Origin of the sequence: Paracidovorax cattleyae, from assembly GCF_900104515.1 — a bacterium.
Lineage (GTDB): Bacteria > Pseudomonadota > Gammaproteobacteria > Burkholderiales > Burkholderiaceae_C > Paracidovorax > Paracidovorax cattleyae.
Window position 1 is genome coordinate 12,514 of the sequence record NZ_FNJL01000008.1, and the last position, 20,222, is coordinate 32,735.

Sequence of the window (20,222 nt, forward strand, 5' to 3'; positions counted from 1 at the left end):
GGCGCGGCTACACTCGCCGCCTTGGAATGCGGAAGGCGGGCAATCCTGTCCGCCGCGGCGGCATCATAGAGCGATGGGCCGCCCCGACGCTGTCCGCCTTTTTCGCCATCTTCTTCAAAACACGGCCTGCCCGCGCGTGCGCGCCGGCCAGGAGCTCCCCCGATGACCGATCCCCACGCCCCCGCCGCCGATGCCGATGCCTCCGGCGCCGTTCCCGCGCTCAGCAACGACGACCTCGACGAGCTGGACGCGCTGCTCGACGACCTGCGCTCGCGCGCCGAGGAAATCCCGCAATGGGAGTTCTGCGACGGCTTTCTCACGGCGCTCGTCTGCACGCGTCGCGCGATTGCGCCGGCCGAGTACCTGCCCATGCTGCTGGACGACGGAGGCCCGATGGACATGGTGGCCGAAGGGGGGGCGCTGCCGCGGCTGCCGGCCTTCCAGGACGATGCGCAGCAGGCCCGTTTCGTGGAGCTGTGGATGCGCCGCTGGGACGAGGTGGCGCGCCAGCTCGAGGACACGGTGGAGTCGCTGGAGGATGACCGGGCCTTCCAGCCCGAGGTGATGGACATGCGCGGCGCGATCGCCTGCCTGCCCGAGGAGGAGCGCGCCGAGATGGCCGGCCAGGACGTGCCTTCGTTCGGGCAGGTCTGGGCGCTGGGCTTCATGTTCGCCGTGGAGAACTGGCCCGAGGAGTGGGCAGCGCCGCGCGACAAGGAGGCCGCGCAGTGGCTGGACGGCGCGCTCGACCACATCGTCGCGCTGACCGAGGACGACACAGGCCGTCCCGAACACAACATGTATGCCGAGGATGGCCCGCCCAGCGTGAGCGAGGACCGGCTGGAGGTGTTCGGCGAGGCGATCTGGGCAGTCTATGACCTGCGCCAGCTCTGGAAGAGCATGGGCCCGCGCGTCGAATCGGTGCGCCGCGCGGACACGCCGGGCCGCAACGATCCGTGCAGCTGCGGCAGCGGCAAGAAATACAAGAAGTGCTGCGGAAGCTGAGGTCCCGCCTGCGCGCGGAGTGGGCGCCCAGCATTCCGCGTGAACTGCTGGCCGGCGCCGTTGCCACGTTCGCGCTGATTCCCGAGGTGATCGCGTTTTCGTTCGTGGCGGGCGTGGATCCGTCCGTGGGGCTGTTCGCCTCGTTTGTCATCAGCATCGTGATCGCCTTCGCTGGCGGGCGCCCGGCCATGGTGTCGGCAGCGGCCGGGTCTGTGGCGCTGGTGGCTGCACCGCTGGTGCACTCCCATGGCGTGGGCTACCTGTTCGCCGCGGGGCTGCTGGCCGGCGCGGTGCAGGTGGCCTTCGGCCTGCTGCGCATGGGGGTGCTGGTGCGCTTCGTTTCCAGTTCGGTGCGTACGGGCTTCGTGAACGCGCTGGCCATCCTGATTTTCTCGGCCCAGCTGCCGCACCTGCAGGGGGCCGGCCCGGGCACCTGGGGCATGCTGGCGCTGGGTCTGGCCATCATCTATGGCCTGCCGCGCCTGGGGGCGTGGCTGGACTGGCGGGCGCTCACCGCCATTCCGTCGCCGCTGGTCTGCGTGGTGGCGCTCACGGCGCTGGCCTCCGCAGCGGGCCTGCCACTGCCCACGGTGGCCGATCTCGGCAGGCTTCCGGACGCGTTGCCCGCCTTCGCGCTGCCCGGCGTACCGTTCACGCTGGAGACGCTGCGTATCATCGCGCTGCCGGCGCTCGCCATCGCCTTCGTGGGGTTGCTCGAATCCGTGCTGACCGCCGCGGTGGTGGACGAGATGACTGACACGCCCTGCGACAAGAACCGCGAATGCGCCGGACTGGGGCTGGCGAACATCGCCGCCAGCCTGAGCGGCGGCATCGCGGGCTGCGGAATGATCGGCCAGGCGGTGGGCAACGTGAAGTACGGGGGCCGCGGGCGCCTGTCCACCCTGTTCGCGGGCGTGTTCCTGCTCGTGCTGATGGTGGCGCTCAAGGACTGGGTTTCGCGCGTGCCGGTGATTGCGCTGGTGGCCATCATGGTGATGGTGTCGGCCGCCACCTTCGACTGGGCCTCGCTGCGCACCCTGGTGCGCCACCCCCGGACCTCCAGCGCCGTGATGCTCGCCACCGTGGCAGTGACACTGGGCACCCACAACCTGGCGGCCGGCGTGGCCGTGGGGGTGGTGCTGAGCGGCGTGTTCTTCGCCTTCAAGGTGGCGCGCCTGCTCGACGTCCGCGCCGAGGACGACGGTGCCACCGGCCTGCGCACCTGGCGCGTGGCGGGCCAGGTGTTTTTCGCTTCGGCCGATGCGTTTATCGACGCCTTCGACATCCTGGCCGCCGAAGGCCGGCCGGTGCGCATCGACGTCTCGCGTGCCCATTTCTGGGACGTGACCGCCGTGGCCGCGCTGGACAAGGTGGTGCAGCGGCTGCAGCACCACGGCTGCTCTGTGGAGGTGGTGGGGATGAACGAGGCCAGCGCCGGCCTCGTGGAGCGCGTAGGCGGACCCTGACCGTCAGAAGCTCGTCCAGTCGTCCTGGCTCGAGCTGCCCGCCAGGGCCAGCGAAGGCGCGGGGGCCTTTGCAGGAGCAGGCGCGGGCCGGCGGGCCGCCATGGCCGCAGCATGTGGCGCGGCAGGCATCCGTGCCGGGGCCGGCCTGGCGGCAGGCAGGGGGCTCGCCGCCGGTGCCGCGACGGCGCGCGGAGCGGCCACCGCGACCGGTGCCGGTGCCTGCAGGCCCTGGTCGTGGTGCAGGCGGAACTGGCTCACGGCATCCACGAGCCTGCCGGCCTGGGCCCGGAGGCTGTCCGCGGCCGCGGCGCTTTCCTCGACCAGCGCGGCGTTCTGCTGCGTCACTTGGTCGAGCTGGCTTACTGCATCGCTCACCTGGCCGATGCCCTGGGTCTGTTCCTGGGTGGCGGCACTGATTTCGTTGATCAGGTCGCTCACGCGCTTGACTTGGCTGACGATGTCGGCCATGGTCCGGCCGGCTTCCTCGACCTGCTGGCTGCCGGCTTCCACCTTCTCCACGCTCGTGGAAATGAGTGCCTTGATCTCCTTGGCGGCGTCGGCGCTGCGCTGCGCAAGGCTGCGCACTTCGCTCGCCACCACCGCGAAGCCGCGGCCCTGCTCGCCGGCGCGGGCCGCCTCGACCGCGGCATTGAGCGCGAGGATATTGGTCTGGAAGGCGATGCCGTCGATGACGCCGATGATGTCCGAGATCCTCCGGCTGGAGTCGGTGATGGCCCCCATGGTGTTCACCACCTGTCCCATCACCGTGCCGCCGCGCTCGGCGACCTCGCTGGCGGAATTCGCCAGCTGCGTGGCTTGCCGGGCGGTTTCGCCGTTGTTCTTCACGGTGGCCGTCAACTGCTCCATGGAGGCGGCCGTCTGCTGCAGGTTGGATGCCTGTTCCTCGGTGCGCTGGCTCAGGTCGGCATTGCCGGTGGCGATCTGCGTGCTGCCCGTGGCGATGGAGTCGCTGCTCTGCCGCACCTGCCCGACCACGCGGGCGAGCTGGTCGCGCATGTCCTTCATGCCGGCCAGCAGGCTGGTTTGGTCGCCGTTGCGGGTTTCCACATCCACCGCGAGGTTGCCCTGCGCGATCTGCCGCACGATGCCGGTCGCGTAGTTGGGCTCGCCGCCCAGCTGGCGCGTGATGGAGCGGGTAACCCACAGCCCCAGCGCGACGGCCGTTGCCACGGCCAGGGTGGAGCCGATCAGGATCACGCCGGTATTGAAGCTGCGCAGCCGGTCGGCTCTTGCCTTGCGCTCGGCCAGCAGGCTGGACTCCGCCTGGTCCAGTTCCTTCTGCAGCGCCCGGAAGCCGTCCATGACGGCCTTGTCCTTGCCCTGGCCGAACTGCGCGATGAAGTCCTGCATGTTCATGCCGCCCGCCGTGACGTCACGGCGCGCCTTGATCAGGTCCGAGAGCACGGACGCGAATTCGGTCTCCCGGGCCTTCATGGCATCCAGGCGCCGCTGCTGTACGGGGTTGTCGGCCGTGAGGGCCTTGATGTCGGGAAGCGTCTTGTTGAATTCCTGGCCACCGCTGTTCCAGGGCTCCAGGAACTTTTCATCCCCGCTGAGCAGGAAGCCGCGGGCGCCGGTCTCCATGTTGACCATGCTGTTGAGCAGGGTGTTGGAGCGGTCGAGCACCTGGTAGGTGTGCTCGTTCCACGACTCGGCCTCCGCGAGGCTTCGGCTGCTGACCAGCGCTGTGGCGGCCACGGCGATGAAGATGGCGATCACCAGGCCGAACGCGATGAGCAGGCGCTGGGACACGGTGAGGGAGCGGGCGTTGGCGGCCATGGGAAACCTCCGGTGGGAATTAGTCGTCTTTGTGCTCCCAGTCTGGAGCGAATCTGAAATATTTGCTCATCATTTTTTGGAATTCAGGAATTTTGCTACTTCTTCCTATGGACATGCGTCGCATTCATCATTTGCTGATGGGCTGAACATGTTTCCTTCACACATGTTGGGTAAATGCGTTTTCTCGCGGCATGGCCGGATGCGGTGCCGAACGAGGGAAAGGGGCTGCGGAAAAGCGGGCCGCGCCGGTGCGCAGGGGGGCCGGCCCCGCACGGTCAGCGCAGCAGCCTGGCGAGCCCCGCGATCGCGTGGTCGCGGGCGGCCGAGCGCACGGCGGCCCGGTCGCCGGGGAATTGCCGCATTTCGCTGTGCGTCGTGCCGTGCACGTGCCAGCCGAACCAGACAGTGCCCACGGGCTTGGCCACACTGCCGCCCCCGGGGCCGGCCACGCCGGTCACGGACAGCGCAGCGTGCGCGCGGGAGTGGCGCAAGGCGCCTTCCGCCATGGCGCGCGCCACGGGCTCGCTCACGGCGCCGTGCGTGTCGATGAGCGCGGCCGGAACGCCCAGCAATTCGGTCTTGGCGGTGTTGGAGTAGGTGACGAAGCCGCGCTCGAACCACTGGCTTGATCCGGCCAGGTCGGTGCATGCGCCGGCGATCATGCCGCCGGTGCAGCTTTCGGCCGTGGCCATCATCCAGCCGCGTTCCGCGAGCGCCTGTGCGAGGAAGGCGATGTCGGTGCTCACCACAGCACCCTCCAGAGCGCGATCATGAACAGCGTGCAGGAGGCGGCCACGAAGTCGTCGAAGAGAATGCCCCAGCCGCCGCGCCAGCCGAAGCCCTTGAACAACTGGTCCGCCCAGGCCACGGGCCCGGGCTTGGCGGCATCGAAACAGCGGAACAGCGCGAATGCCGCGCACTGTCCCCAGAACCCCATGGGCATCGCCAGCCAGAGCACGCACCAGAACGCCACGATCTCGTCCCATACCACGCATCCCGGGTCTGCCACGCCCAGGTGCCGGGCCGTGGTGGTGCAGGCCCACCAGCCCACGAGCGTGCCGGCCAGGATGAGGCCGCCGATCTGCAGGGGGGACAGCCAGTGCTGCAGCACCAGGTAGGCCAGCCACGCCCAGGCCGTGCCCACGGTGCCGGGCGCGCGCGGCGAGAGGCCCGCGCCGAACCCCAGGGCGATCCAGTGAGCCGGATGGGACCGCATGAAAGCCGCACTGGCCCTGCGGGGGGCGGTAGGGGCCGGGCCGGCCGCGGGCAGGGGGGGCAGGGCGTTCATCGGCGGCTCTCGTTCAATTCGACGTCCTTGCCATGGCGCAGCGCGTGTTCCGCCGTGAAGCGCGCTTCGGCTCCGGGCGCCACGGTCTGCTGCCAGGCCACCACGCCGGCCGTGCCTTCCCAGGCGGTGGTGAGCAGTGGCGGCGCGTAGCGGGACTCGACCTCGATCTTCGCATTGCGCGGCACGGGGGCGGTGTCGATCACCTGGAGCGTGATCGGGGTGGTGTGGCGGTTCTCGATGCGGTAGGCGAGCCGGGTACGGCGCTCCACGGTGGCGCCCGTGAAGCCGGCGGTGCCGGTGGTCTCGCGGGGCGCCTCGGCATGCACGCGCACGAGGTCGTCCGGACCGAACCACAGCGGCACCGTGCGCCCGCCGGGGCCGCCCGAGTCCGTGGCCGCGGAGAAGTCCAGCCGGCCCTGGCCCACGAAGGCGCCATCGCGGTACAGGCCGACGGTCCCTGCCGGCCACGGGCCGGCGGGCGGCGCGATCTCCGCCACCAGGTAGGCGGTTTCGCGCTGCGCGGGCACGGTGCGGGTGACGAGGCGGGCGCTGGCGTCGTGCGTGCCCAGCAGCAGCGTGGTGCGCTGCCCGCTTGCCGGCAGGCTCAGGCGCTGCGGCACCTCGAAGCGCGTCGCATAGCTGCCGGCCAGGGCCGTGACGTCGAAGCGGGGCAGGGGTTCTTCCGCGGCGTCGGCGGATTCCGCCATGGGCGCTGGCACGGGGGCGGCCGGCGCTGCCGGCGAGGGCAGCCGGGAGAGACGGTTCTGTGTTTCCGGCGGTGCCGCCACGTCCACCGTCCAGGTGCCTGGCCGCGGCCCTGCCGTGGCCCGTGCGGGGGCCTGGGTGGTCAGCGCGAGCCGCACGTCGTTCCAGTCTTCGCCGCTGCGCTGCGCGACGACGGCCAGCCGCTCGAGCACCACCGCGCCCGTGGCGATGTCCAGCCGCGCGCGGTAGGCGGGCTGCCAGCCGGGGCCGCGCACCTGGTAGGACAGGCGCAGGCCGGCGTCCCGGTCGCTGGCGAGGTTCACGGCCACGGAAACCACCCTGGGACGCGGCCCGCCCGCCGTGCGGTCGCGCTCGGCGCGCAGCGGCTTCAGGTCGCGCTCCAGGGCTTCCTGCCGGCGCTGCAGGGGCTGCAGGCGCACGAGTGTTTCGGCCGATGTCTTGCGCAGGGCCTCCGCCGTGGCCGGGATCTGGGCGGCGGGCACGGACGGCGCCACGGTGGGCGTGGCCGACGTGGGGCTGCCCTGGCCTTCCCGCGGTGCGCCGTCGGCGTTGCCGCCGGCCAGGTGGTCCAGGTAACGGTCCGTGCGCCGCAGCGCCGCGATCTCGGCCTGCACGCCCGCGATCTGGTCCTCGAGTGCGCGGACGCGTTCGTCCAGCGGGCTCGCGCAGCCGGCCGCCACATCGCGGTCTTCGGTGGTGGCCTTGAATTCGCCCACGCGCACCCCGGCGTCCGCGCTGATCTGCAGGCTGTCCGGGTCCAGGCTGGCGGGCAGGCAGGCGAAGGTGGCACTGCGCGCGCCCGCGGCGATGCGCGCGCTGCGCTCGATCGTGGCGATGCCCGGCGCCACCGTCACCTGCGTGATGCGCGATGCCACCACGGCAGGGCGCTCCTGCGCGCACGCCATGCCGGCCGCTGCGGCGAGCACCGCGCAGGCGGCGGCGCGGCGCGCGCCGGCATGCCGCTGCAGCGGCGTGGGTGGCATGGGCTGCATGGAATGCGTGGAACAGGCCGCGCCCGGGCATGCAGAGGACATCCGCGCTCCTTTTCTCTCGGTAGGACTGGGGAGGGCAATGCTAGCAGCGCCTCCACCGCAGGCGCTCAGCGGAAGTGGTCGAAGGCCAGATACTGCGCCGCCATGGGACGGCCCTCGGCATCGAGCAGCCGCAGGCCGGGCTCGGCCTCGATGGCGCCGATGCAGGTGGCGCGCGTTCCTGCCTGGCGGGCCGCGGCCTCGATCTGCGCACGCCGGCACGGTGGCGCGGTGAACAGCAGTTCGTAGTCATCGCCTCCGGCCAGCACGCAGCGCAGCAGGTTTTCCCAGCCGTATGGCAGATGTTCGGGGGCATGCCCGGCACAGGCCGCCATGAGCTGCGGGGCGAGCGTGGTGTCGATGCGCGCACCGACGCCCGACGCCTGCAGGATGTGGCCCAGGTCGCCCACGAGCCCGTCGCTCACGTCGATGGCGCTGCTGGCCACGCCGCGCAATGCCTGCCCCAGGGCCACCCGCGGCGTGGGGCGCTCCAGTCGCGCGCGCGCCTGCGCCAGCACCGGCGGCGGCAATTGCACGGGCATCTCGCCCAGCAGCGCATCCAGGGCCAGGCGTGCATCGCCCAGGTGGCCGCTCACCCACAGGTCATCGCCCGGCCGCGCGCCGCTGCGCAGCAGCGCCTGGCCGGCGGGCACTTCGCCGAACACCGTGATGCAGATGTTGAGCGGGCCCTGCGTGGTGTCCCCGCCCACCAGTTCGCAGCCGTGTTCGTCGGCCAGGGCCAGCAGCCCGTCCGAGAACCCCTGCAGCCAGGCCTCGTCGGCCCGCGGCAGCGCCAGCGCCAGCGTGAACGCCAGCGGCCGGGCACCGCAGGCGGCGAGGTCCGACAGGTTCACGGCCAGCGCCTTGTGGCCCAGGTGCGCGGGATAGACGTCGGGAAAGAAATGCCGGCCCTCCACCAGCATGTCGCTGGAGACGGCCAGGTGCATGCCGGCGGCGGGCGCGAGCAACGCGCAATCGTCGCCCACGCCGAGCGCGGCGCGGCGCACGGGGCGGCGGAAGTAGCGTGCGATCAGGTCGAATTCACCCATGCGCCGAGCATACGCGCAGCCATTGCCGCGGCGGACTTCGCAATTCCATGCAGACGTTCCCGGCCAGGCATCCCCACGGCTTGCCGGCGGGCGATGATGCGGTTCCCCCGCCCCTTCTTCCAGCCCCGTCCATGAAAACCCATCTGCATGCGCTTCGTCCGTCTGGTGCCGTGCCTGACCGCCCTGGAACATCCCGCCCCCCGGTGCCCGCACGTCCTGCGAGGTCGACCTCGGCGGGGTGGCCGCTGGGCCTGGAGTCCGTGCGCGAGGCCCGCAGCCGCGCCGGACACGCCGCCGAACCGCAGAACCATCCCGAACTCACGTCCCTGGCGATCATCGATGCGGAAGAGGTCGGGTCGTACTTCGTGGCGGCGGCCAAGTATTTCACCGATCCGCTGCACGGCGTGGCGGAAAAGGCGAACGAGTTCGCCACGGAAGGGCTGCACGGCCATGGCGGCGAAGGCGCGGAAGGCAGCGGTCCCGCAGAGGGCGCGCAGGGCCATCCTTCCGCGCATGAGCCCCCGGCCGCGGGAGAGCACGGCAGCGGCGCCGAAGGAGCCCACGGCCACGGCGCCGCTGCCGAAGCCGCGGAACACCACGGCAGGATGCATGCATTCGCCGAAGAGGGCACGCCCGGCGGCGTCAGCGACCTGGCCGCCACCCTGGGGCTGGCAGGCGCCATGCTGCCGCTGTCGGCGGTGGCGATCCATGCCGGCTACCGCGAGCTGCGCGAGGTTGCCGAGCAGCGCAGGGAGCTGCGTGAGCAGAAGGAACACCTGGTGCAGCAGCGCGAGGTGCTGGCCCCGCTCCTGGCGCGGGGCCGGGCGCCCGTGGCAGGCCATGTCCAGTCGCACGCCATCGGCCAGGCCATCGACGATCTGGCCTACCAGCAGCACCTTAACCGCCACGACGGCCGCGTGGCCGCGGCGACCCTCACGTCGGCCAGTCTCGTCTTCGCGAAGACGGCGGTGGAAACCTCGGTGCACACCGGGCTGGCGATCGGTGCCGGCAGCGCGAATGCCGCGGGCCTGGTCGCGCACAGCGCGGCAGCCGCGGGCGCTGCCTCTGCGGCCAGCATCGCCGGAGGCTATGTCCTGGGGCCGGCTGCGAGTGTCATGGCCTCGGTGGTGGGCGGGGTGTTCCTGCACCAGTCGCATGTCGAGAAAAAGCGCTTCCGCGCCGACTTCTCCCGGGTGAGCGCCTTCCTCGCAGGCGTGGACACCCGGCGCCTGGGCGTCGACGCGCAGCGCTACCACGACTTCCTGACGGCCAAGTTCGATCAGCGCAAGCGGTTCGTGAACGGCTTCAACAACTGGAACAAGGGCTTCGTCCTCGGCGGCGTGACCTACACGGCGAGCACGGCCGCCAAGGTGGGCCTGGGCATCGCGGCGATCGCCGGCGCCAGCGTCGCCGGGCCGGTGGGCCTGGCGACGCTGATCGGCGCGGGACTGCTGGGCGCCGTGACGATGGGCGTGGGTTCCCACCAGTTCTTCCTGACGCACGGCAAGGTCAAGCGCTACCGGAACTACGAGCGCACCGATGCCCCCGGCATCGACCGCGCCTTCCTCGCCATGGCCGACCTGCTGCGGGCGGCGGCGCCGCCCCGGTTCCATTCGGCCCGTTCCGAGCTGTCCGCGGATTTCCATTCCGCCCGCTCTTACCTGGAATTGGAACTGGAGCCGGCGCCGGACGAAGCCGCGCTCTCGGCGGAGCCCGATGGGGCGTTCCACTCCGCCAGGTCCGCCCTCGGGCCGGCCCCGTCCGCCATCCGGCCGGAGATCGGCCCCGAACCGGAAATCCAGCCCGGGATCGAGGGGGGGCCGGCCGCTCCTGCCGACACCGTATCCGCATCCGCGGAAGATGCCGAGCCTCTCGGCTTCCTGCTGCGCAGCGCGCTCTACGCCGCCACGGACGGCCAGGAGCGGGCCCTGGGCGGGTTCCTGCAGCAGGCGGCCGAACAGATGAACCGGCATTACCGGGACAAGGGCCGCTCCACCGACGACACGCCCCCTGCGGCTTCGTCCCGCAGGCACTCCACGGGACGCGAGGCCAAAGCCCTGTGGCGGGGGGGCGTGGCCTACAGCAAGTCCCTGCTGACGGGCCACAGGCCCCGCGAGGCCCGCCAGCAGGCCCGTCAGGCCTATACGGCCCGGACGGACCGGCTCAACCGCACCGCACTCACCCAGTGGCTCGAAACCCCCGGTTCGGGACAGGCGCAGGTGGGCTACATGCGCAGCGTGGTCGAACTCCAGAAGGACTACCTGGAGGCCAAACTGGCCGCGCGACAGCCCCTGCAGGCCCTGGAGGACGCGCTGGCCCACTCGGACGCAGCCCAGGTGGCCGCCGTGACGGAGCCACCCGCCGCCCGCCGCCGCAGGGCCGCAAGGAACGCCAGGCCGCCCATGACCCCCGCCCACCTCGCTGCGGAACTCCGCAAGGCCCGTGCCGACGACGAAGCCCGGCTCGCGCGGCTGACGGCGCTGCACGCCAGCCTGAGCGGCCAAGCCGCGTCCGCGCCCGGCTCTTCGCTGCTCCTGCAGTCGCTGCGGCAGGATTTCCTGCTGTGCGAAACCGGCACGGCCCATCCCGCGCATGACACGGCCCGGGAATTCGCGCGCTATTGCCTGGGGCACGCGCGCACCCATGCCACCACGGTGCGGGGCACCCTGCTGGCCACGGAAATGCAGGCCGCCCGCGTCCGCGAGAAGGCCGCCGAATCGCAGGCTGCCCCAGCCCGTTGAGCGTTGCGCGACTCCCCCCCCATGGTGGGGAAGGCAGCGCAGGGACGCCTCGCTAAACTGGCCGGCCCTTTTCCCGGCCAAGGAGGTCATCCGTGCACAAAGCATCAGCGGCAACACTGGTTCTGTCCCTCGCCATAGGCCTGGGCGCCTGCAAAAAACAGGAAGCGGCGCCCCAGGCCGCCAGTGCACCTGCCGCTCCGCCGGCCGCCTCCGCGCCGTCCGCGGCCACGCCACCCGCCGATGCGGGTGCGGCCTCCCCGCTGCCGGCGGCGTCCAGGCCCTTCGATGCGGCCAGCCTGCCGGTCTCCACCGCACCTCTGGGAGCCTTCCCGTACATCGCGCTGCCGACCGGCTACGTCACCGGCACCAAGCCCGACGTGATCGACTTCGACCAGGTGCCGTTCTGGACGGGCGACCGCCTGCAGCCCGTGGAGGGCCGTGTCTGGTCCGCGCACATCGCTGCCGCCCAGGGCAAGACGTTCTCGGACCTGGAGCTGTCGCGCAACATCGAGTCCGTGGTCACCTCGCTGGGCGGCCGGAAGATCTTCGAGGGCAAGCTGCCGCAAGCCGTGACGGAGAAGATGAAGGAATGGCCGCGCGACATGATCACGCGCTACAACAGCGGCCTGGGCGACATCTGGAACAACGCCGTGCAGGTGTTCGTCATCCACCGGGCGGACCGCGACATCTGGATCCACCTGTGCAACTACGAGTTCGGCGGCGGCCTGCTCATCGCCGAGACCAAGCCCCTGCAGGTCACCGCCGGCCTGCTGCCCGCCAGCGAACTGAAGGCGCAGATCGACAAGACCGGCAAGGTGGCGCTGCACGTCAACTTCGCCACCGACAAGACCGACATCCTGCCCGATTCGCAGCCGCAGATCGAGCAGGTGGTGCAACTGCTCAGGCAGGACGCATCGCTGAAGCTCGCCGTCAACGGCTACACCGACAACACGGGCGACGCGGCCCACAACAAGACCCTGTCGGAGGGTCGGGCCAAGGCCGCCGTCGCGGCCCAGGGCATCGACGCGTCCCGCCTCTCGTCCGCCGGCTTCGGTGCCGCGGACCCGGTGGCGGACAACGCGACGGACGAGGGCAAGGCGAAGAACCGGCGGGTGGAACTGGTCAGGCAGCCCTGAGGCCGGCCCGGGCGGCCGGCCGCGGAGGCCGGCGTCCCGCCGCACTATGCCGGTTCGCCCCGGAAGCGCAGCGCGGCCTGGCGGCTCACCTCGCCCAGCAACTGTTCGTCGCGCTGGCGGTCGCGCAGCCAGCGTGCGTCGTTCTGGCCGGCCGCAGCCTCGCTGCGCAGCAGGTGCAGCGCGCCGGAGGCGCCGGTGACTGTGGCGTGGCGCGCGATGTGGTCGATGGTCTGCAGGATGTGGTCGCGCAGCGGCATGTGCTCTCCGGTGGCCGGATCGACGTACACCGCCTGCATGCCGAAGCGGCACGCCTGGAAGCGGTTGTAGGTATAGACGAGGTAGTCGTCCTCGCTGGGCGTGAAGGGCTGCTCGGCCAGGAACCAGGCCCCCAGCGACTGCACGAAGGCCGACAGCGCGGCGGCGCGCTCGATGGTGAGCGGCGTGTCGAACACGCGGATCTCGATCGTGCCGAACTCGGGCTTGGGCCGGATGTCCCAGTAGAAGTCCTTCATGCTCTTGACGACGCCGGTGCGGGTCATCTTGTCGAAGTAGGCCTCGAAGTCCTTCCAGGTCAGCACCATGGGAGCGCGGCCCGACAGCGGGAACGCGAACACCGAATTGAGCCGCGCCGAATCGAAGGCCGTGTCCTGCCCCTGCACGTAGGGACTGGAGGCCGACATCGCGATGAAGTGCGGGATGTAGCGCGACATGCGGTGCAGCATGAGCAGCGCCTCGTCGGCGCTGGGGCAGCCGATGTGCACGTGCTGGCCGAAGATCGTGAACTGCTTGGAGAGGTAGCCGTAGAGCTGCGACAGCTCCTGGAAGCGGGGCTTGTCGTAGATGCGGCGCTCGTGCCATTGCTGGAAGGGGTGCGTGCCCCCGCCGGCCACGGCGATGTTGAGCTTGTCGGCGCTCCTGACCAGCGCGTCGCGGATCTGCGAGAGCTGGCCCAGCACTTCGCTGCCCGAATGGCAGATGCCCGTCGAGATCTCGATCATGCTGTTGGTCATCTCGGGCACCACGCTGCCGGGCAGCGGCTGCTTCGCCATGAGGCGCAGCATGTCCTCGGCGTAGGGCGCGAGGTCGTAGTTGTGCGTGTTGACGAGCTGCAGCTCGAGCTCGACGCCGAGCGTCAGCGGCTCGGAATGGTGGAAGGCCTCGAGGCTCATGGCTGCTGCTCCCGCTCTGCGTTGGCGGCGCGTGTCTGGGGCGCCCAGGGTTTCGAACTCTCTCCGGCGCGGTAGATGGCCACCGTGGCGATCACGGCGCCCAGCACTTCCATGAGCAGGATGGTGGGCAGCGCGACGCGCGCGATGAGCTGCCCCGTGGACGCCGACGCCACCACGAACTGCGAGGCGATCAGCAGCGCGATCGACGACATCGGCGTCATCGCGCAGCCCACCCACAGGGCCTGGCGCCAGCTGGCGCCGCTGCCCACGTTGCCCAGGGCCACGCCCAGGGCCTTGGCCGCCAGGCGCGCCACGATGAGGGCCAGCACCAGCCCGGCCACGGGGCCGCTCCAGTCGGCCTGCGCGGCGACGGTGGACACCAGCACGAACATCAGCATGGTGAGCAGGGAGGCGGCAGTGCCGAGCTGGCGGGGCCAGGCCCAGGGGCGTGGATTGAGCTGCTTGAGCAGCATGCCCGCCAGCAGCGCGGCGAGCGGCGCGGAGCCGCCCATGTGCGCGGCCACGGCGGTGCCGGCGGCGATCAGCGTGAGCAGCAGGAAGGCGGTGTTCTCGCTCGTCGGGCTCATGAAGCGCAGGGCCATGCGCAGGATCAGCGCAAGCACAGCGCCGACGATGACCGAGACGCCCAGCACCACCATGACGGGGTATACGGTGTCCATGATGCGCGCGGCGGGCCGGTTGATCAGTTCCGCGGTGGCGCTGCCCAGGGTGAGCGCGTAGAGGGTGGAGAGCGTGGCCAGCACGATGGCGCGGTCCGTCACCGGGCCGGCCGCGCGGGTGTCCGCCACCACGCGCGTGAGCACGGCGGGCGATGCCGCCATGGCCACCAGCGCCAGCGGGCCCGCGGCGCGCTGGGGCACGTCCAGCCAGAGCATGGCGTAGTACACCGCGAAATAGGCCAGCGCCGATTCGATGATGCTCTGCACGAGCACCATCGGGTTGTGCCGGAACCAGCGCAGGGGGATGCGCCCGCCCGCCTCGAACAGCACGATGGCGATGCCCAGCTCCAGCAGGAACAGGCTGATGCCCTGCAGGGGCCAGACGGCGCCGCTGAAGCCCAGCAGCCCGGCGATGGTGCCGACGAGCGTGTAGCCCACCACCTTGGGCAGGCCGATGTGGCGCTGGAAGAGATAGCCGGAGACCGCAGCGACGGCCAGCAGCAGCGACCACTGCACCGTCGGGAGCCCGGCCGATGGGCGCAGCCATTGCGCCCAGAAGCCCATGATTTCATCCATTGTTCTAGTCCTCGCATTCCCGCCCGAACCGCGCGGGGAGGCCGCGCGTCCCCCGGCCGGGGCCGACCGAATGTACCTGCTGATCCGGAAGGGCTCTGTAGGACGGGCACTTCCGGAAAAGGGGTACCCCGGGCGGCCCTGGTCTCAGGCCCGCTGGGCCATGCGCCGGGGCACGAAGAACTGCAGCGGGGCGTGCCGCAGGCGCGCGCGCAGCGCCGTGGTGAGCCGGGTGCGGTCCACGCGGGTGACGTTGTGGGCGCGCAGCGCGAGCCGGAAGGCGAGGTAGAAGCTTACCGTCACGTTGAGCGCGCCGATGAAGGGCAGCGTCGCGGCCGCCGACCAGAAGGTGGGCTGGTGCAGGGCGGAGGTGCCCAGCGCGGTGAGCGCGGCGCCCAGCTGTCCCGTCGAGAGCGTGACGTGGCGCACGTCCAGCCCCAGGCCGAAGAATGCGGCGAACGCCGGCACGAGCCCGAGCATGAAGCCCAGCGACACGTTCGCCGCGAAGCCCGAGAGGTTCTCACGCCAGAACCGGGCCCAGCGCACGGCGCGCTCGCGGCCCAGCAGGCCGGTGATGCGCGGGTTGTAGCGCAGGGCCGAGTCGAGCCGGTGCAGCACGAACCAGTTCTCGGCCCACCCCGCAATGATGCTGGAGGCGAACAGCAGCACCCCGGTAAAGGCCGCATACAGCAGCGAAGGCCCCGTCAACTGCAGCGACTGCAGCACGTGCCGCGCTTCCGCCCGGTCGATGGCCGGACTGCCGGTCGCCCAGGCGATGGCGAGCGTCAGGCCCGCGACGGTGGGAAAGACCACGAGCACGTTGCCCAGGATGGCGGCCACCTGCGAGCGCACCAGGTGGGTGACCTCGTCCACGAAGGACTCCACGGCCTCGGTGGTCTGCAGTTCCTTGAGCTTCGCGGCCATGGCCGGTGCGGTCATTGCCGGCTGCTTGGTGGCGACCGTGCAGTGCAGCAGCATGACTAGCACGAAGCTCACCGCATAGTTCATGCCGGCCCAGAAGTCACTCCAGAAGGAGGACAGGGCCAGCGCGACGATGCCGAACTTCATGAGCGTGGTGAACGCCATGACGAATCCGCCGCCTGCCGCCTTCGCCACCATCGCGCGGTATTCGGCGCCGGTGCGGGTGATGTAGTGCTCGCCGGTCTCCGCGCTGCGCTCGGCCACCTTGGCCGCGAGCAGCGAGGAGTTCGAGGCGATCAGCGCACGCAGGCTGCGCCGCTCCCGGCCCACGGTCACGAGCCGCGCCATGAGGCGGGCGGCGCTGGCGGCCGGCTCGGGCGACAGCAGGCAGTCCAGCAGGTCGCGCACCCGCAGGACGCGTTCGCGCAACTGCCGCAGGCGGAACACCAGGCCCACCGAAATACCGTTGTCCTCGAAATGCGAGTACACCGTGGCCGCGGCGGCGCGGCAGGCTTCCAGGCGCTCGCGCAGGCGCAGCACCGCCTCGTCCAGCCGGTCGGTGGTGCGCAGCTGGTGCAGGACCTCGACCCGCAGGCTCTCCACATCGCGGATCAGCGCGTGGAACGGCTGCGCGTCGCGGGCGGAGTCGCTCATGCGCAGCCGCAGTTCGGGTGCGAAGCCGGTGGACAGGATCTGGCCCGCGCAGTAGGTGATGGCGTCCAGCAGCGAGTGCTGCCAGCGCGTGGCGCCGCCGCCATCCCCGGCCGGCGCCAGCACGGCCAGCAGGCGCGAGAGCAGTGCCTCGTCCAGCAAGGCGAGCCACCGGGCGTCGACCTCGTGGGGCAGCGCCAGCATGAACAGCTCGGAGGCGTCGATCGTCTCCGGGCTGCCGGGCAGCAGCTTGTAGCGCAGCCGTTCCGCCACCTCGCTCGCGAGTGCGGTGCGCGGTGCGAATCCGAAATCGGCCAGCAGCGTGGTGATGTCCACCGTGCGGACCAGGGCATTCCACCAGGCCTGCAGCCGGGCCCGTGCGCCGGCATCGCCCTCCGCGGCTTCCACGAGGCGCGCCAGGCGGGCGACGGCTTCCTCGGGGGAGCGGCAGTCGCCGCGCACCCAGGCCAGGCATTCGATGAGCCAGAGGTGCCGCCGCGCCAGCGGGGCGGACGGGTCCAGGTCGGCCAGCAGCGTCCCGGGCTGCGGGGCAGTCGGCCGCCGGGTCAATGCAGCACCCGGCCCGACAGGGGGGTGCTTCCGGCGGGGCCGCCGGAAAGGGCTTCCAGCACGAACAGGGGAATGGCGCAGTCGAAGCGCTCCCCGTCCTCGGCCACGCAGAAGTAGCTGCCGTGCATGCTGCCGCTGGGAGTGCGCAGGCGGCAGCCGCTGGTGTACTGGAACGCCTCCCCGGGGCGCAGCAGCGGTTGCTGGCCGACCACGCCCAGGCCCTTGACCTCCTCTGTGTGGCCGCGCGCGTCGCTGATCGTCCAGTGCCGCGCGATGAGCTGCGCTGGCACGTCGCCGGTGTTGGTCACGGTGACCGTATAGGCGAAACTATAGACGCCCTCTTCGGGCGCGGACTGGTCGGGAAGGTATTCGGGCTGGACTTCGGCCCGGAACTGGTACTTCGGCATGGGCGCGATTATTAGGGTTTCCGGGGCCGGGTGGCTCGGCCGTTCCGTCGGCAGGGGGAGTGGTCCGGCGCTGGAGGGCTGCGGAAGGCATGCCGCGGTGCCTCTGCTGCGACAATCCGGGCATGACCCGCCAATTCCGCATCGCCCCATCGATCCTGTCCGCCGATTTCGCCCGCCTGGGCGAAGAAGTGAAGAATGTCATCGCGTCCGGCGCCGACTGGGTGCACTTCGACGTGATGGACAACCATTACGTGCCCAACCTGACCTTCGGTCCGATGGTGTGCCAGGCGCTCAAGCCCCATGCCGTCAAGCCCGACGGGCGGCCCGCGCCGATCGACGTGCACCTGATGGTGCAGCCCGTGGACGCCCTGGCCGCGGCCTTCGCGGAAGCGGGCGCGGACTACATCAGCTTCCATCCGGACGCCTCCGCGCACGTGCACCGGAGCATCCAGGCGATCACCTCCAGGGGCATCAAGGCCGGCCTCGTGTTCAATCCGGCGGCGCCGCTGGACGTGCTGGACTGGGTGATCGACGACATCGACCTGATCCTCGTGATGAGCGTGAACCCGGGATTCGGCGGCCAGAGTTTCATCGATTCGGCGCTGCGCAAGATCGAGGCCCTGCGCCGGCGCATCGACGCCTGCGGCAAGGACATCCGCCTGGAGGTGGATGGCGGCGTGAAGGTGGACAACATCCGCCGCGTGGCGGATGCCGGCGCCGATACCTTCGTGGCGGGCAGCGCGATCTTCGGCAAGCCCGACTACCGCGCCGTCATCGACGCGATGCGTACCCAGCTGGGCTGACACGGATCGGCCCCGCACGGGCGGGCGGCATGCCGGGCTGCGAGGGCGGTCCGGCATGGTGGCTGTGCTTCCTACTGCTGGGGCATGGGTGCCGGCGGGGCCTTGGGCGCGCCCGGCATCGGATGCGGATGGGGCTTGCCATGGGGATGCGGACGGCCTTCGGCGCCGGGACCGCCGCCCGGGCGGGGCGCCGGGACCTGGGTGGTGGCTTCCATCAGGATGCCGCCGCCGGCCACGGAGCCGTCCTGCGTGCCGGAGCGCACGCGTGCCACGCAGGCGTCGCGGTCCTGCGGGTCCTTGAACGCTTCGCAGCGCTGGAGTGCGTTGCGGGTATAGCCATTCGCGGCGGCGTCCTGGGCGTCGAGCTGGCCGGAGCGAGCGGCCTGCAGCGCTGCGCCGGCTTCCTTCAGGCAGGTGTCGCGGCTCTGGGCGGTGGCGCCGCTCATGCAGGCCTGGCGGTCCTGCTGGTAGCGCTCACGGGCGCCGGCGGCGTCCGCGGGGGCGGCCTGGGCGGCTGCGCAGGCCGCGATCACACAGGCGGCGGACAGGATGCGGGGTGCGATGGCAAAGCGATTCGGCATATCAGGAACCTCCATGTGTCGGTGGTGCCGGCCGCGGACGGACGGCGTGGGGGCACAGTTTCCGCGCCATGTGGCGAAAACGGTCGGGCCAGCGTAGCCGCTGCGTCGTGCGTGCCGTGTCGGACGGACCAGACAATCGCTGTGGCTGTTGGCGCACGGCCTACACTCCCGGCAGCCCCGCAGGCGCGAGCCGCCGGCAGGGACCGTTTTTCACGCACCGCCGCGGCGGGCTTGGCAGCACTTTGGAGGATGGGCATGGTGGAATGTTCCCCGGCGGCGCTGGTGGCGCGGGCCGATGCGGCGATCGTGGACCTGGACGGCACCATGGTGGACACCCTGGGCGACTTCGCGGAGGCGCTGCGACGCATGCTGGGCGACCTGTCCCTGCCGGGCATCGCCGCGGAGGACATCGAGCGCATGGTGGGCAAGGGCACGGAGCACCTGCTGCGCGCGGTGCTGGACCACGTGCTGCCACCGATGGAGCCGCCGCTGCGCGCCGCCGCGGTGGAGGCGCACTACCCGCAGGCGTGGGAGTCCTATGGGCGCCACTACCTGGCCATCAACGGTGGCCATTCGCGCGTCTACGGGGGCGTGGCCGAGGGGCTTCAGGCCCTGCGCGCGGCAGGGCTGCGGCTGGCCTGCGTCACCAACAAGCCCACGGCCTTCGCCGTGCCGCTGCTGCGCGCCAAGGGGCTGGACGGCTTTTTCGAGCATGTCTTCGGCGGCGACGCCTTCGAGCGCAAGAAGCCCGATCCGCTCCCGCTGCTCAAGGCCTGCGAGGCGCTGGGAACGGCACCCGCCCGGACCCTGGCCATCGGGGACTCCGTCAACGATGCGCGCGCGGCCCGCGCCGCCGGCTGCCCCGTGGTGCTGGTGACCTACGGCTACAACCACGGCCAGCCCGCCCGGCAGGTGGACGCGGACGCGCACGTGGACAACCTGCAGGAGCTGTGCGCAGGCTGACGCAGTACAGCGCCGCGGCGGGCCCGGTGGTCAGCCGGCCTTGCCCAGCAGCGAGTCCTTGAGCTTCCAGTCCGCCGGCTGCGGCCCGAGCCAGATGCCCATCAGTGCGCCGAAGAATTCGGGCTCCCGGAAGGGCTCGCCCTGCGGGACGCCCTTGACGGTGATGACCGTGCCGGTGCCGGGCAGCCAGTCCACGATGAAGCGGTCGCCGGCCGACAGGCGGCGGTGCGCGGCGAAGATCTCGCCCATGCGCAGCACGCCCGGCGCAAGGCGGGAGAACGCCGCCTTGTCGAGGTTGTCCTCGATGCCGCGCGCGAAGAGCTTGCCCAGTTCCGTCGAATCGATGTCGCGCAGCATGGTGATGGACAGCCGCTTGGGGCCGGGCAGCGCCACCACGTCCTGCAGCGTGCCGGCCTGGCGTTCCAGGTACAGCCCCGCCGCATAGACCTTGAACACGGCCTTGTAGCGCACGCCCGCGCCGTTGAGCGCCAGCGGGACGTCCGCCAGCACGACCCGCGGCTCGAAGGCCACGCCGGCCACGCTGAGGGCGGTTTGCGCGCCCGCGGGCGCGGCGGCGCAGGCAATGAGCCCGGCGAGTACGCAGGCAAGGCTGCGTTGCCGAAGTGTCATGGCGACTCCATAAAAAAAGCACGATCGTTCTT

At 71.1% G+C, this 20,222-nt stretch carries 17 protein-coding genes; 6 read left to right on the plus strand and 11 right to left on the minus strand.

Going from position 1 to position 20,222, the window contains the following annotated elements; genetic code table 11:
• Window positions 1–162: 162 nt before the first annotated feature.
• Window positions 163–1,005, plus strand: coding sequence for a YecA/YgfB family protein (locus tag BLR05_RS07920; protein ID WP_092833496.1), 843 nt, complete (start codon window positions 163–165; stop codon window positions 1,003–1,005).
• Window positions 957–2,471: a SulP family inorganic anion transporter gene (locus BLR05_RS07925; protein ID WP_092833498.1), complete on the plus strand. Its 1,515-nt coding sequence runs from the start codon at window positions 957–959 to the stop codon at window positions 2,469–2,471. Before BLR05_RS07920 ends, BLR05_RS07925 begins: the two co-directional genes overlap by 49 nt.
• 3 nt (window positions 2,472–2,474) lie before the next feature.
• Here the strand turns inward: BLR05_RS07925 and BLR05_RS07930 are convergent, their stop codons facing one another.
• The 5 genes from BLR05_RS07930 to thiL form a co-directional block, all read right to left on the minus strand.
• Window positions 2,475–4,271, minus strand: a complete 1,797-nt coding sequence (locus tag BLR05_RS07930; protein WP_092833500.1) for a methyl-accepting chemotaxis protein — start codon at window positions 4,269–4,271, stop codon at window positions 2,475–2,477.
• Window positions 4,272–4,546: 275 nt separating this feature from the next.
• Entirely contained in the window at window positions 4,547–5,020 is a 474-nt protein-coding gene (locus tag BLR05_RS07935) for a CinA family protein (protein WP_092833502.1), read from the minus strand.
• A complete protein-coding gene (locus tag BLR05_RS07940) occupies window positions 5,014–5,559 on the minus strand; it encodes a phosphatidylglycerophosphatase A family protein (RefSeq protein ID WP_092833504.1) in 546 nt (181 codons plus the stop codon). Before BLR05_RS07940 ends, BLR05_RS07935 begins: the two co-directional genes overlap by 7 nt.
• Complete coding sequence (locus BLR05_RS07945) at window positions 5,556–7,277, minus strand: DUF4139 domain-containing protein (protein ID WP_244160063.1); 1,722 nt, start codon at window positions 7,275–7,277, stop codon at window positions 5,556–5,558. Before BLR05_RS07945 ends, BLR05_RS07940 begins: the two co-directional genes overlap by 4 nt.
• A 107-nt stretch (window positions 7,278–7,384) precedes the next feature.
• The gene (gene thiL, locus BLR05_RS07950; RefSeq protein WP_092833508.1) at window positions 7,385–8,365 is read right to left on the minus strand and encodes a thiamine-phosphate kinase; all 981 of its coding nucleotides are present in this window, start codon (window positions 8,363–8,365) and stop codon (window positions 7,385–7,387) included.
• 203 nt (window positions 8,366–8,568) lie between these two features.
• Here thiL and xopK point away from each other — a divergent pair, with 203 nt between their 5' ends.
• Both xopK and BLR05_RS07960 read left to right on the plus strand, forming a co-directional pair.
• Window positions 8,569–11,106, plus strand: a complete 2,538-nt coding sequence (gene xopK, locus BLR05_RS07955) for a type III secretion system effector XopK (protein ID WP_225979068.1) — start codon at window positions 8,569–8,571, stop codon at window positions 11,104–11,106.
• A 92-nt stretch (window positions 11,107–11,198) separates the two neighbouring features.
• On the plus strand, window positions 11,199–12,242 hold the full coding sequence (locus BLR05_RS07960) for an OmpA family protein (RefSeq protein WP_225979070.1): 1,044 nt from the start codon (window positions 11,199–11,201) through the stop codon (window positions 12,240–12,242).
• A gap of 44 nt (window positions 12,243–12,286) precedes the next feature.
• Here the strand turns inward: BLR05_RS07960 and BLR05_RS07965 are convergent, their stop codons facing one another.
• The 4 genes from BLR05_RS07965 to apaG form a co-directional block, all read right to left on the minus strand.
• Window positions 12,287–13,411, minus strand: a complete 1,125-nt coding sequence (locus BLR05_RS07965) for a YbdK family carboxylate-amine ligase (protein ID WP_092833510.1) — start codon at window positions 13,409–13,411, stop codon at window positions 12,287–12,289.
• Window positions 13,408–14,667: a cation:proton antiporter gene (locus BLR05_RS07970; protein WP_092833512.1), complete on the minus strand. Its 1,260-nt coding sequence runs from the start codon at window positions 14,665–14,667 to the stop codon at window positions 13,408–13,410. The genes BLR05_RS07965 and BLR05_RS07970 overlap by 4 nt, the downstream gene beginning before the upstream one ends.
• Before the next feature lie 144 nt (window positions 14,668–14,811).
• Complete coding sequence (locus tag BLR05_RS07975) at window positions 14,812–16,806, minus strand: site-specific recombinase (protein WP_092833514.1); 1,995 nt, start codon at window positions 16,804–16,806, stop codon at window positions 14,812–14,814.
• The gene (apaG, locus tag BLR05_RS07980) at window positions 16,803–17,213 is read right to left on the minus strand and encodes a Co2+/Mg2+ efflux protein ApaG (RefSeq protein WP_092833516.1); all 411 of its coding nucleotides are present in this window, start codon (window positions 17,211–17,213) and stop codon (window positions 16,803–16,805) included. The genes BLR05_RS07975 and apaG overlap by 4 nt, the downstream gene beginning before the upstream one ends.
• A 122-nt stretch (window positions 17,214–17,335) precedes the next feature.
• Here apaG and rpe point away from each other — a divergent pair, with 122 nt between their 5' ends.
• Complete coding sequence (gene rpe / locus BLR05_RS07985) at window positions 17,336–18,016, plus strand: ribulose-phosphate 3-epimerase (RefSeq protein ID WP_092833518.1); 681 nt, start codon at window positions 17,336–17,338, stop codon at window positions 18,014–18,016.
• Between the two features lie 71 nt (window positions 18,017–18,087).
• Here rpe and BLR05_RS07990 read toward each other — a convergent pair whose 3' ends face one another.
• The gene (locus BLR05_RS07990; RefSeq protein ID WP_092833520.1) at window positions 18,088–18,597 is read right to left on the minus strand and encodes a hypothetical protein; all 510 of its coding nucleotides are present in this window, start codon (window positions 18,595–18,597) and stop codon (window positions 18,088–18,090) included.
• 255 nt (window positions 18,598–18,852) lie between these two features.
• Between BLR05_RS07990 and gph the strand changes: the two genes are divergently transcribed.
• The gene (gph, locus tag BLR05_RS07995) at window positions 18,853–19,560 is read left to right on the plus strand and encodes a phosphoglycolate phosphatase (protein ID WP_092833796.1); all 708 of its coding nucleotides are present in this window, start codon (window positions 18,853–18,855) and stop codon (window positions 19,558–19,560) included.
• Window positions 19,561–19,590: 30 nt separating this feature from the next.
• On the opposite strand, the gene BLR05_RS08000 is transcribed toward gph, so the two are convergent.
• Window positions 19,591–20,190 (minus strand): chalcone isomerase family protein, encoded by a 600-nt coding sequence (locus tag BLR05_RS08000; RefSeq protein WP_092833522.1) that lies wholly within the window; start codon window positions 20,188–20,190, stop codon window positions 19,591–19,593.
• Window positions 20,191–20,222 lie beyond the last annotated feature (32 nt).